This window comes from Sulfodiicoccus acidiphilus (assembly GCF_003967175.1).
In the GTDB taxonomy this organism is placed as follows: domain Archaea; phylum Thermoproteota; class Thermoprotei_A; order Sulfolobales; family Sulfolobaceae; genus Sulfodiicoccus; species Sulfodiicoccus acidiphilus.
On the sequence record NZ_AP018553.1, the window covers coordinates 628138 to 641302 of the forward strand.

9 protein-coding genes and 1 pseudogene are annotated in these 13165 nt (G+C 52.4%); 4 read left to right on the forward strand and 6 right to left on the reverse strand.

Annotation, left to right across the window (positions count from 1 at the left end):
* The first annotated feature begins 190 nt into the window (after positions 1–190).
* Positions 191–1357 carry a PLP-dependent transferase gene (locus HS1genome_RS03330; protein ID WP_126449609.1) on the forward strand — a complete coding sequence of 389 codons (1167 nt, stop codon included), beginning with the start codon at positions 191–193 and terminating at the stop codon, positions 1355–1357.
* A 439-nt stretch (positions 1358–1796) separates the two neighbouring features.
* Here the strand turns inward: HS1genome_RS03330 and HS1genome_RS03335 are convergent.
* Positions 1797–3310: pseudogene (locus HS1genome_RS03335) on the reverse strand (amino acid permease).
* 117 nt (positions 3311–3427) lie between these two features.
* Positions 3428–4609: a carboxypeptidase CpsA gene (gene cpsA / locus HS1genome_RS03340; protein ID WP_268243603.1), complete on the reverse strand. Its 1182-nt coding sequence runs from the start codon at positions 4607–4609 to the stop codon at positions 3428–3430.
* 146 nt (positions 4610–4755) lie between these two features.
* Between cpsA and HS1genome_RS03345 the strand changes: the two genes are divergently transcribed.
* Positions 4756–5535, forward strand: a complete 780-nt coding sequence (locus HS1genome_RS03345; RefSeq protein ID WP_126449610.1) for a hypothetical protein — start codon at positions 4756–4758, stop codon at positions 5533–5535.
* On the opposite strand, the gene HS1genome_RS03350 is transcribed toward HS1genome_RS03345, so the two are convergent.
* Positions 5525–6133 carry a class I SAM-dependent methyltransferase gene (locus tag HS1genome_RS03350; protein ID WP_126451297.1) on the reverse strand — a complete coding sequence of 203 codons (609 nt, stop codon included), beginning with the start codon at positions 6131–6133 and terminating at the stop codon, positions 5525–5527. The genes HS1genome_RS03345 and HS1genome_RS03350 overlap by 11 nt on opposite strands.
* Positions 6134–6549: 416 nt before the next feature.
* Between HS1genome_RS03350 and HS1genome_RS03355 the strand changes: the two genes are divergently transcribed.
* Positions 6550–7455 carry a glucose 1-dehydrogenase gene (locus tag HS1genome_RS03355; protein ID WP_232018781.1) on the forward strand — a complete coding sequence of 302 codons (906 nt, stop codon included), beginning with the start codon at positions 6550–6552 and terminating at the stop codon, positions 7453–7455.
* A gap of 61 nt (positions 7456–7516) precedes the next feature.
* Entirely contained in the window at positions 7517–8395 is an 879-nt protein-coding gene (gene pip / locus HS1genome_RS03360) for a proline iminopeptidase (protein ID WP_126449611.1), read from the forward strand.
* Here pip and HS1genome_RS03365 read toward each other — a convergent pair.
* The 3 genes from HS1genome_RS03365 to HS1genome_RS03375 are packed head-to-tail and all read right to left on the reverse strand — an operon-like array spanning position 8382 to position 13022.
* Positions 8382–10019, reverse strand: coding sequence for an ABC transporter permease (locus HS1genome_RS03365; RefSeq protein ID WP_229768115.1), 1638 nt, complete (start codon positions 10017–10019; stop codon positions 8382–8384). The two genes, pip and HS1genome_RS03365, sit on opposite strands and share 14 nt — an antisense overlap.
* 4 nt (positions 10020–10023) lie before the next feature.
* Positions 10024–11412 carry an ABC transporter substrate-binding protein gene (locus HS1genome_RS03370; RefSeq protein ID WP_126449613.1) on the reverse strand — a complete coding sequence of 463 codons (1389 nt, stop codon included), beginning with the start codon at positions 11410–11412 and terminating at the stop codon, positions 10024–10026.
* 38 nt (positions 11413–11450) lie between these two features.
* Positions 11451–13022 (reverse strand): APC family permease, encoded by a 1572-nt coding sequence (locus tag HS1genome_RS03375; RefSeq protein WP_232018782.1) that lies wholly within the window; start codon positions 13020–13022, stop codon positions 11451–11453.
* Positions 13023–13165 lie beyond the last annotated feature (143 nt).

Genomic DNA, 13165 nt, shown 5'->3' on the forward strand with positions numbered 1-13165 from the left:
GGTGTTGGAGTGGAAGGGGGCCATTCGTCCTCGCTGGTGGTCTACCTCCACTCACGTTTCAAGAGAGATCCCTGCACCTTTCGTTTAGAACGATGACATAAGACGGTTGTGGGGAAGCGTCGAGGTCTTTATGGGTATTGATTAATATGGTAACTGTAACTTTTTTTGTTCCCACGGACCACTGAGTCCCATGAGAGGTTTCAACACTAGGGCCGTCCATGCAGGTGAACTGGAGGACCCTAGGTTCGGTAACGTCGTCACTCCGATCTTCCAAACTTCAACTTTCGTTCAGCCGAACTCTAGCCAAGAGCCGTACCTTGATCACGCCACAGGTGGTCCTTTCCTCTACACTAGGTGGGGGAACCCAACCCTGCAATCGTTGGAGGAAAAGTATGCGTCGTTGGAGGGGGCCCGGCACGGACTCTCCTTCTCGTCTGGAATGGCCGCCATCTCCGCTGCGGTACTTTCTAAGGTAAGGGAGGGAGACAGGATCCTCTCTGTTGCCGAGCTTTACGGACAGACCTTCCACCTCTTCTCTCACGTCCTTCCTAGGTATGGGGTGAAAGTCGACTTCCTAGAGACTGACGAACTCAACAAGTTAGAGGTTAGGTTAAAGGAGTACAAGCTGATTTACCTAGAATCCATAACCAACCCGCTCCTCAAGGTGACTGACGTCAGGGGGATATCGAAGTTGGCCTCGGAGAATGACGTCCCTGTGGTAGTTGATGCTACGTTCGCCTCTCCGTTCAACCAGAGGCCTCTGGAACTGGGGGCCGAGGTGGTAGTTCACAGCGCTACCAAATACATCTCCGGACACAGCGACGTAATAGTAGGAGTGTCTGGAACGAATTCCGACCAAACCTTCAAGGATCTCGTTGGGTTCAGGAAGGACGTAGGAGGCTCTCCAGATCCTCACCAGGCCTATCTGACACTGAGGGGAATGAAGACGATAGGTCTCAGGGTGGAGAGGCAGAACTCGAACGCAGGGAAGGTAGCGACTCTACTGAGCCAGAGCACGAAGGTGAGGAAAGTGCACTACCCGGGGCTCCGAGACTCTCCTTATAGGGAAGTCGCAGCTAAGAACCTCTCCGGTTTCGGGGGGATGGTGTCGTTCGAGCTGAGGGACGAGGACTGCACCAAACGTTTCCTCAAGACCCTCACCATACCCCGGAGTGCTCCGAGCTTAGGGGGAGTGGAAAGTCTGATCACTAGGCCGGTGGAGACTAGCCACTCCTCCCTCACGAAAGAGGAGAGGGAGAAACAGGGAATTTCGGAGTCTCTGGTGAGGTTCTCTGCAGGCATAGAGGATCCTGAGGACCTGCTCGAAGACTTCCAAAGGGCCTTGAGCTCCTGTTAACTGGCTTGCTTTTTCAGAACTGTTACAAAGATTGGGGTTGAGGTGGAGGAAAGCCTCGCCTTTCACGGGGGTGTAGCCCCCTCCGCCCCTCCGTCTAAATTTCCCTCATTGACGCTAACGACGCCCCTCCCCCCAGATCGATCGGGGTTTCGACGAAAATGAGGGAGGGCGACCACGGTCTCCGGAACTCCAGAATGTTAGAACTGGACGAGAATTAATTACAGAACAATAGCCAGCTATGTCTATACGTTTCGCTAACGACCAGTCAACCTATTGTGTCTCTCCGCCCCTCTTCACCATACTATAAACTTCTGTTTCTACTTGTAGACACGAATTTATTGAGGAATAACTCCGATCTTATTTTGCAAAGATTCGAAAAACAGCTTTTAATGATGTACTCCTCCGGGATAAATAAGGAAAAAATGCTGAAGATCGTACCTCACTCTGGGGGTATCTCCCTGTAAGTTACGCTGAGGTCAATTCCCCTTCTCCCGTTGACAACACGGGCAGCCATGTAGACGATGCCTCCGAGTCCGAAGAGACAGGCCAAGTAAATGACTCCACCAACGTTAAGTCCTGAAGCTGAGACCACCCCGAAGTAGGGGTTCGTGAAGGATTCGTAGCCTAAGCCCAACAGAAGTGGAATTGAGGCAACGCCAGCATATGTCAGGAAGGAGCGCCTCGTCTTAAGTCCCCACACCACGCCAGTGATCGAGACTGCTATTAAGTAAACTACGGCCAAGGGCGTGTAACTATAGAGGGCCTGGGTTCCAACAGGGGATATTATTGGAACAGCGAGGAATACTAAAGTGACAACCAAGTCCAAGAAGTGTGCGAAGGCCGGCGATCCCGCCTTGTTCAACCTAGAGAAAAGCTCTGGGAAGAGTCTATCGAAAGAGAAGGCGAAGATGTACCTGGCGAAGACCACGACACCGAAGGCCATGACGAAGTAGTTCCAGGCTATAAGTCCTAGTCCTATGAACCACTGGAGCACTGGGTTCCCAGCGAGGGCTAAGGTGGCTGTCCAGAAGTTGTAGATGTCACTGCTATACAGGCCGTAGTTGAAACCGTAACCCCCGGCCAAGTCCATGAGTAGAAAGGGCAATGCCGTCAGGACGAGGGTCAAGAGACTCCCAAGTACGAGGTTGTACTTCACTGCCCTCCTCGTCCTGATCTCAGATCCCACCGCTGGTCCCGCATAAAGCCATATGAAAGCGAACGAGGCGAAGTAAGGTACCATGTAGAGAGTGGCCGATAGGCTAAATGTAGGACCTACGTAGGGTTGAGGTCTCAAATCCATGGCAGCCAGGAAGGGAGCGATCTTGGTGTGAAAGTCTCCTAAGTTGGCCGCTAATACAGCTATGGCGGCGAACGTGGCTGCTAGACTGAAAGCCCCTAGGTAGGAGGTTAACTTGAATCCCCATGAGGGCCTAAGGACGTTAATGGCTACTACCACGGAGAAGGCCGCAGCGGCCATTGCGTAAAGTAGGACATCTTGATAACCGGTAAGTGTGCCGTAGGGATTGACGAATACGTGATTGGCAGCCCATATCAAGGACGACGTCTTGTCGAGGGATCCCACAGTGAGGAGGAAGTAGTTCACCGCCGCCACTGAGAAGAAGGCTGAGAGAGCGAAGAAAGGAGGCATATTGAAAGCCAGTGCGACCCCCAGAATGGCCCCTAGGGGTCCGTTAAGGCCTCTTGATATCCACACGTAGTCGCCGCCTGTCCTAGGAACCGAGACTATGAGACCAGTGTAAACTAGGAGCAACGGTACAGTGAGGAGGAAGGTAAATAGTGCAGCTAACCAAAGGACACTTCCCTTGATTTCGTAGGGGCTAACTCCTGTGAAGATGGCTAGCCCTGCCCCATGTTTGCCACGTTGAGCATCGTGGCGTCCAAGAGCGAAGCCCTCTTCACTAGTCCAGACGTCTCCCTCACGAAAGGCTTCATATAGGGCAATAAGCGAACAAATACTTAAGACTTTCGACCGAATGTGTGTTCTGCAAGAATAGTGTGAGAATAATATTAGCTTGAAAACCCTTACACACACTCTCGACTCTAAATGGGTCACTCCTTCGATGAGAAGGCAACGGCCAACAGAGCCAAGGAACTCACGCCGACCTTGAGTACGTCCTCGTCTATTTTGAATCTAGAACTGTGGTTCGGGTAGACGCAACCCTTCTGTTCGTTCCTAATACCTAGGAAGTAGTACATGCCGGGAGCCCTCTGGAGGAACCTCGAAACGTCCTCCCCTCCCATTATTGGCTCGATCTCCACAAGTGGGAAACCGGCCTCGCGGAGAACCGCAATGGCCTTGGCCGTCACGGAGGGATCGTTAACTGTAACGGGATAAGCGTTGGGTTCAAAGAAGACCTCGCACTGCGCCCCGAGGGCTTCACATACTCCCCTCACAAGGTTACCTAACTTGATCTTGACGGACGACCGCAGTTCCTCGTCTAGAGTCCTTATTGTACCTTGGATCACGGCCTCGTCGGGAATTATGTTGTCCTTAGTTCCAGAGTGCACGCTACAGATCGATAAGACCAGAGGCCTAGTCTGAGGCACCATCCTAGCTCTCAGACCGTAGATCGCGTTGATCAGTTGGCCCGTTACAAATATGGGGTCTACCGTGTCGTCTGGCTTGGACCCATGGCCTCCCCTTCCTCTCACCCTCACTCTGAAGGAGTCTGGGGCTGCCATTATGGGTCCAGGGCGGTAACAGATAACTCCAGCTGGACAGTCGGCCATCACATGCAAACCGAAGACGTGGTCCACGTGGGGATCTTCCAGGGCACCGTCCTCTATCATGGGAAGTGCACCTCCTCTACCTCCGTCCTCTTCCGCCGGCTGAAATAGGAACTTTACCGAGCCTCTGAGGAGGTCTCTGTTTGAGGCCAGGACCTCAGCAACTCCCAGCAGGATGGCTGTGTGGGCGTCGTGACCACAAGCATGCATCACGCCAGGCACCTCCGACCTAAACTGAACGTCGGCCTCTTCATTGATAGGGAGGGCATCCATGTCAGCCCTCAAGCCCACGACCCTACCTTCCCCGCCCCTGAGGACTCCAACGACTCCAGTTCCACCTACACCTGTTCTCACCTCCATCCCCAGGGATCTCAGCTTGGACGCCACCAATGCAGAAGTTTCTCTCTCCGCATAGGAGAGCTCAGGCCTCCTGTGTATCTGCCTCCTTATGGAAATCACCTCCCTCTCCACCGCCATGGAGCTTTCCACTATCCTCTTCACAATTCCCGACTCCACGTGTAGAAGTGGAACACTAGGTTATAGGTTAAGAGAGCCTCTGCTCTCCTCTTAGGGCCCTAAACGGGCAGCCTAGAGTTTTCTACACTCAAGGACAGAGAAACTTAAGTTGTCCTCGGAGGAGTTTGTGTCTTGTGGCTGACTTCGGCGATCTCGACTCGGTGGACCTATACTCTAGGTACAGGGCGTGGGCAAGACTGGCCGAGGAGATGGAGCTGGGAGTGGTTAAGCCGACAGCTTACCTGAACCGAAAGGCGAGTCTTCTCGACATGGTGTCTAACGGGGTCGGCGTCAAACTACTGATAAGGTTCTGCGAACTCGGTTTCGTAGATTGGAGAGATGTGGAGAAAGTTAAGGAAGCTGCCCTCGAAGTTATCCCGAAACTTCCCCAACAGTGTAGACCTCATGTATCTGAGAAAGAGCTAGAGAAGAGAAGGGATCTCGCGTTTCAGTTCTACGAGTCTGGACTCATCTCGGCCGGTGTACTTCGTTCCCTCGTCGACATCTACGAGGAGGAGAACTTCGTTCGTGCCGTCAAGCTAGGCCTAGTCAACAATCCGAGAGACTACGCCCTCTCCAAGTTGAAGGTGGGTGAGTTCTGGAATGCGGTAGAGGACCTACTCAATTACGGAGTAGTGAACGAGGAAGACCTGAGGGAATTGAGGGAGAGTTACCTCGCCTGCCTAGATCGCGGTGGGTGCTGGGGTGCCAGTTACCTGACGGTAAGACTTGGTGTAGTCGACGTGGATGAGTTAAAGGAGAGGAGGTCGTTCCTAAGAGACTTGAATTCGTTGAACCTAGAGGCGTTTTCCTTCCTCCTGGACGTGGGGGTGATTGGAGAAGTCGCAGACGAAGAAGGGCTCAGAGAGGAATTGAGGGAAGTCTTGAGGTCTAGGAGGACTGCTAACTCTTAGGAATTATGGCCATTCCTCCATCTGTTGGACTGAGCTCCACCAGTTTGGCCCCAACCTCCTTGGCGAAATTCAAGGGAGCCTCAGTGAAACGGTAATTGTCAACGGCCACGATGCCACTCTTCATGTAGCGCCAAACCGTCCTGAGCTCGAACATGACATTAGAGTAGGTGTGCTCTCCGTCGTGGAGGAAGAACTCCACCTCTCCCAACTCCTTGAGTAGAGGTTCCAGTAGGTCCGAACTCCTTCCAAGGTGAAGCCTCCACTTGGTCTTCAATTCCTCTGGAACTAGGAACCCCACCTTCTCCTCTCCCTCCTCGCCGTACTTAGCTCCTATGTCTATAGAGTGGAGCTCCCCATTTTCTAGGGCCGAGAGGATAAGCGTCGTGGAGACCCCAGAGCCTACTCCAGTTTCAACTGCGACCCTTGGAGAAGCGGCCTTCACGGAGGCGTAAAGGAAGGGCCTCTTGTCCCTCGATAGTTGCCACAGGTTCCTCTTCCCCAACTGGCGATCGAGACGTTCACTGATCATTTCTGCCTCCTCCCTCCACTTCCTCAATTGAACCTCGTTCACACCTAGGAGATCAGCGAGTTTCACCATATCCACAACACTGTGTTGTATTTGTTGTTTTTAAAACTTAATAGAAGTGAAGGCCGTGGGGCTCATTAACTAATTTCACCTTCGTGTGAGAGAGGGCGTGATCTCCCCTAACTTCCTTTTCGTAGTCTCCAAGGTACCCGTGATGGTGGATGGTTTGATGGGAACTTGGGGTATAGGGCCTTAAATTGACTTGGAGCAGGTACAAAAGGTGTTTATACTGTCAGTGTTAAGGCAACCGGTGAGTCGCTTTTGAGGGCGATATTGGTGAGCCCCCCAAAGGAGGGGAGTGAGCTAGCTGATGTCGAAAAACCTCCCGAGCCAGGGAGGGGAGAGGTTCTAGTTAGAACCCTACTAACTGGTATATGTGGAACGGACAGGGGGATTGTGTCGGGTAGGCTAAAGTTCGCTCGCCCCCTTTGAAGAAAGATAGGCTGGTCCTAGGTCACGAGGCAATTGGAGTAGTTGAGGCGGTAGGGAGCGGAGTGGAGCTCAGGAAGGGAGATCTAGTAGTCCCCATAGTCAGAAGAGGGTGTGGCGTCTGCCTTAACTGCAAGGTAGGAAGGCAGGACTTCTGTGAAACCGGAAACTTCGTGGAGGCTGGAATAAGAGGCCAGGACGGCTTCATGAGGGATTACTTCGTGGACCAAGAGGTGTACATGGTGAGGGTGCCTCCACAACTCAGGGAAGTGGGAGTACTTAGCGAGCCCCTCTCGAACGTGGTGAAGGGAGTAGAAGAGCTGTTTACCCTCCAGAGAAGGACCTTATGGACGTGCGAGGACTCTACTTTCCAGTGCAGAACCGCGTTCGTCATTGGTTCTGGACCAATCGGCCTCCTTTTCGCAATGACGTTGGTGACTGAGGGTTTTAACGTCGCTGTGTTGAACAGGAGGGACCCCAACGAGGTGGAGTCCAAGGTGACTGAGGCTATAGGCGTCAAGTTCGAGAAGTTAGGCGACGGTCTTCCTTCGCCCGACCTCATAGTTGACACGGCAGGATCTCCAGTGACCCTCCTTAAGCTCCTCTCCAAGATAAAGAACAACGGAGCGGTGGTCCTCTTCGGAACTACGTCGGGCGAGAGGGAGGAAATCTCCGCCGACCTCATAACGGAACTCGTGGAAAGGAACATACTCGTGGTGGGTAGCGTGAACGCCTCCAAGGAACACTTCGCCAAGGCAGTCACTTACCTTTCCCTTTGGCACGACCGGTTCCCCGAGGCACTGAGGACAATGATAACGTCTGAAGTTAAACCAGAGGAGGCAGGAGAGGCGTTGAGAAGCAAGACCAAGGGCGAAGTGAAGACGGTGCTAAGGTGGTCCCAGTGAGCTAAATGCTGCAATCTGCTCGAGTCTCAAAGCTTCTTAACCTCCCACGTGAAGTACCTCCGTGGTGGAGGAAGGCTTCGTAAACGTGGGAGGAATCAGGCTCTACTATAGACTACATGGAGAAGGGGAGCCGCTCGTAGTGCTTCACGGAGGGCCAGGAGGTTCGTTGGACTACCTCGAGCCTCTGACGGACCTAGTTAAGATGAGGGTCCAAGTCCTGCTCTACGACCAGTTCGGCTGTGGAAGATCTGAGGACCCACCAGACGAGAGCTACTACACCATAGACTACGGAGTGGAGGAGGTGGAGGGTGTTAGAGAAACATTCTTCGGAGATAGGAAGGTCTTCCTGTTGGGCCACTCATACGGAGGAGCCTTGGCCCTGGCCTACGCACTTAAGTACCAAGAAAGCCTGAAGGGACTCATCGTCTCGAGTGGACTCTCTAGTGTCCCACTGACCATCAGGGAGATGAGGAGGTTGATATCTCAACTGCCAGGGCATCAAAGGAGGGCAATAGAGGAGCACGGAGAGAAAGGAGAATTCGACCATCCTGACTACGTAGAGGCAGTGAGTGAGTTCTACAGGAGACACCTATTGAGGGTGGAACCTATGCCTGAAGCAGTGAAGAGGACCTTTCTGTATACCGAACGAAGGAAAACCTACAGGATCATGAATGGACCCAACGAATTCACGATCACTGGAACTATAAGGAACTGGGACGTAACTGAAAGGCTAGACACAATAAGAGTTCCCACCCTAATCACTGTCGGGAAGTATGACGAGGTTACACCCAAAGTGGCGGAAGTGATCCGTTCCAAGATTCGAGGGTCGGAGCTGGTTCTATTCGAGCGAAGCTCCCACATGGCCATGTGGGAGGAGAGGGAGAGGTACATTGAGGTGTTGAGCGACTTCATAGCCAGGACCTCCGCTAAGCGAACTTGACTCCCCCTTCCTTGATGCCGCGCCTGATCCTGTACACCGCCAAGTAGTTCACGAGCATCACTGGCAACGCACTCACCAAGGCAGCAGAACCAAGTTGGCCCCAGTTAACGTATTTGTCACCTAGGGCGTCCAGGGCGAATATGGTAACGGTCTCGGCCCCCTGAGGTGGAAACCCAGGGGAGAAGGGGGTATTGGTCAACACTAAAGGATAGAACAACGCATGCCAAGAAAATATGAAGGAGAGAACGAATGTAGAAATGAGTGAAGGCCCTATCAATGGGAGGATTAGCCGAAAGAACTTGTTCTTCACGTCGAATACCTCCGCGGCCTCGAAGTACGACCTGGGGAGATCCAGGAAAGAGTTGGTGAGGACCCACACCGAGAACGTTGCCGTGAAAACTGGAATGGATAGGACGAGGGCCCACCACGTGTTGACGAGGCCCGCATCATACATGATGAGGTATACGGGGATCACGAAGGAGGTCACGGGCATTGCGTACAGGAAGATGGAGAGGGGAAGGATCCACCTCCCCTTTCCTGTGGAGACCTCGTAAGCTGCTGGAGAAGACAGGAAAACTGAGAGCAGGGCAGCCAATGAGGATACGATGACGCTGGACACCATGTAGGGCCAAGACTCCACCATTGTCTTAAGGAAGTAGTGGGTCGTTAGTCCAACCGGTGCGAGAACGGGAGGACTCCTGAAGTCCAAGGTTGCGCTCCTAAATGCCACCAGCACCATCCAGTAGACGGGAATAACCAGGAAGGCCAGGACCACCACGGAGCCCGATCCCAAGAGAGCCTTGAAGACCAAGTCGGGCAACTTCAATCCCACTGACGGAAGAGTAGGTCTCTTGGCCCTCAACACCCTGAGGAGCCCTAGGGCTGGAACCACTGCTATCAACGACAACACTGCGGCGAAGAAAGCCCCTCCTGTCACGTTGTTCAAAACGCTCATCTGCTCGTAGACCACGAGAGGAAGTGTAGTGGAGGAGAACCCAGGACCTCCTCCCGTCAAAACGAAGGGAAGGTCGAAGTTGCCCACCGAGAGAGTGAAGGACAGGAGGAGGGACACTAATATCGCCTTACCCACGTAGGGTATGGCAAGCTCTCCGTAGTACTTGGAGAGGGGTATGCCCATCACCTTGGCCGTCTCCCTGAATTCCTTGGGAACGGACCTTAGAGAAGAGTAGGTTATCAAGAATGGTAATGGGACGGTACTCCATACCCCCACCAACGTGATTCCCCATATGGCTGTGGAGGCCAAGTTCAACGGATCGAACCTTATTCCAAGTAAGTACGTGAACCAACCGTACCCACCGTAGAGACTTATTCCCCAAATGAGGGCAGATGAGGTGAAGGGAATGGAGTAGGGAAGCATCGCGAGTCCAGAGGTCACCCTGTCTTCTAAGGCGTCCGCTGAGACGGCGAGAAGTAGCCCCAGTCCCGTAGAGGCCAGTGCTGTGATTGTGGCGAACGCGAAGGTGTTGTAAAGTATGAGCCCCACTGGTAGACCCTTCAGGGCCTCGCTTATGCCAGCGGGATTTAGTCCAATGAGGAACGTCCAAAGGAAGGGAACCAAGCCCAACAAAAAGAGGTAAACTAAGTAAGGGGCCGAATACCTCAAGCGCTCACCCGAGCTGCTGCGTCCAAGCCTTCGCTGCATTCTGGAGAACGAGGGTGGCGTTTGTCTCCTGGCCTGTCAGGTAGTTATAGACCTGGCCGTTGAAAGAAGGTATAAGGTAGGAGTACGTAGGAGGTATGTTGGGGGGGTTGGCGTATGCCAGCTGAGCGTATTGGTAAATCAGCTGGAGGTCAGCCCTAGCCGTCTCAGGAAGGGAGGTGTTGGAGAGTAGTAGCGGGTATACAGATTTGGACACTGGGTAATCGTGGAACTTATAGTAGAGCGTCTCTTGCATCTGTTTCGAGAGAAGGAACTGCAGGAACTCTATGGCCAAGGCCTTGTGATGAGAGAACCTGCTCACTCCTAGAAAGTCAGTCCCTGTCTCCATGTACCCACCTGGTAAAGGTGCTATACCAGTTGTAGAGGAGACATTAGTGGGGAAGTGTGCTATCTGTGTCGAGAAAACGAAGGCCCCTGGGGAGACCCCCTCCTCGTAGAGAGTTATTATGTTGTCGTAGTCCACTTGCAGTTGCGTCGGGGACGGCTCGTAACTAATTAACTCGGCGTAGGTCTGGAGGGCATCAACTCCCGCGGTACTGTTGAAACTAGGTATGGGATAGCTAAGCCCCTTAGGAACGTAACCTGTGAACATCACGTTGTATCCAGCTATTCCCTTGGGGTTTCCTCCGGTTAGATTGGAGTCCCTGGAATAGTACCAGTAGAACACCGCTGGGAATGCGTCTATTATGCCGTGTGACTCATGGTCGTCTATGAGGAAACCGTACTTCGTGATGTGATGCGACGTCAAGAACTGATCTGCGTCGACTACGTCAGTCCAGTTCTGCCAAGTGAGAGGAGAGAAGTTAACGTGATACTCCTGCTCGAACTGGTTGGCGAGAGTTTGGTTGTCAAATATTGTCTCGTTGTAGATCATTAGGTAGACTGCGGTTGTGAGAGCTACACCGTAGTACTGCTGCTTCCCTGTAGTAGTGTTGTAAACCACCCCTCCGAAGAACTCCTGGGCGTTCAGTAGGTCAGAGAAGTTGAACTGTGTGGAGTTAAGCGGTAGCAGGTAAGGGGTAAAGGACTGGGCCGAGGTTGAGGTGAAACCGACTAAGTCGTACTGTGAGGAATGTGCCTCTAACGTGGTGAGTTGAGTGCTCACGTAATCACTGAACGGTTCCCCCACGACCTCGACTTTGACTCCAGGGTGTTGAGCGTCGAACTGGTGGGCCGCGTATTGGAGGAAAGTGCAGAGGTTCCCACTGAAGTAGACGAACTTGAGCTCCACCTGTTTGGAAGACGTGTTCAAAAGATAGGCGAATGAGCCCACTGCCGCTACTATGACGACAACTACTACTATCGTGGCTATCGTGATTCTGGAGATTGCCTTCATATCTGAAACAAAAGTTCAGGTAAGAGTAAAAAAGATATTCAGTACTCCCCTTTTCTCCTAATGAGAGTTACGCCGCTCCTGTACCCCCAGAAGTAGAATGCTATACTGACGATTACGAACACTACGTTGTCTATGGGGAATGGAAGGTAACCCTGCCCTCCGAAGTAGGAGCTACTGCTGTAGGATATGGCCAGTATCGCCAGCATGTATATGGGGAGCCAGAGACCGTACTTCAGTTCTTCCTTACTCACGCCCTTGTATCTGGCATAGAACACTAGGAAGGGGAGGCCTAGAAACACGGTAGTGAGCAGAATAGAGGTGGCCTGCCACCCGGACCAGAATATCATCAGGCTAGACACTACGAACGCTATAGGTGCAAGTACCTTAGCGGCCGGTAACCTATAAGGCCTTGGCGTGTCTGGATTTGTCTGCCTTAATACAGCGAGGCTGACAGCACCTGGAGCGTAGGCGAAGAGCAGTCCGTCTACGACTAGGCTGAAGATGGACGAGAACGAAGGAAATAGAGCCAAGAAGACTATAGAAACCACTAAGGAAAGAGTCGTAGCAGCTATGGGTATCCCCTTACTGCTCATCCTTGTGAGGAACCTGGGGAAAACGTTGTCGTACTTGGAGAGCGCGTAGGCCACCCTCGAAGCCCCTCCGAAGTATATGAGGCCGTCCTTAAAGGACGCTATGATGGCTAGGATAAGAGCAGATATGCCTATAGCCATCAGTCCAAGGGCGTCAGAGGCAGAGACGTATGGGTAGGGAAGAGAGTTCAACCCAGACCAGTCCCCTGGCTTAAGACCCAGATACGACCAATTCAAAGTGCCAGCGAAAACCAGACTCTCCAAGATGTAGACAACGAAGACTATTAGGAGAGTAGCCAGGATCGCTCGAGGAACAGTTCTACCTGGATCCTTGAGTTCCTCAGCGTAGTCTATGGGTTGCCTGAACCCTCCGTAACCATATATCGTAGCAGAAGTGGCCAAGAAAACGCCAGTCACTCCGAAAGGTACGAAGCCACCCCAGCTGGGTTGACTTAGGTAACTGCCGTGGAAATGGATCCCCAAGGCGACTATGAGGAGAGCTAAGAGTCCTAGGGTAAGTATAGTCAAGCCGTTGTTCACCTCCGCCAAGCGCCTTATTCTCAATATATTGATGATGTATACTAGCAATATCCCGACCCCCGTTACACCTATACCTAACGGGGTGAGTGTTTGGTTGGCGTATAGTGAAGGGAAGAAATAACTCAAATACTCCACGAGGGCAATAATAATAGAAGCAGACGCTAGGGTGTAACCTATGTAGGCTCCCCAGCCGTTAAGTACCCCGACTAAGGGTCCGTTGCTCTTGTAGGGGAAGTAACCCACACCTCCGGCCTTCGGCCACGTGGTACCCAACTCTACGTACACGAGGGCGACAGGGAATATCATTAGGAGGGCGATTATCCACCCGAGTATTCCAGCAGGTCCTCCAGATGCGAGAACCGAGACTGGAGTGAACGCTACAGCTGGGCCCAAGATCGCTCCTGTAGCTAAGAACACCACTGACCAGAAGCCTATTTCTTTCCTGAACTCGGCTTTTCTCTCCTCAGCCAAATCAACCACCAGTCAATCTGTTTGGTGTGGAAAAAACACTCAACATTTCCCTTTTTTCTTTAAGTGTCATGAACACAATAATGCCATTATTTCACTATCTTATATATCTTCATGAGGGGCGATGGATCCGTAGCACAGTGGGACTTTTATAT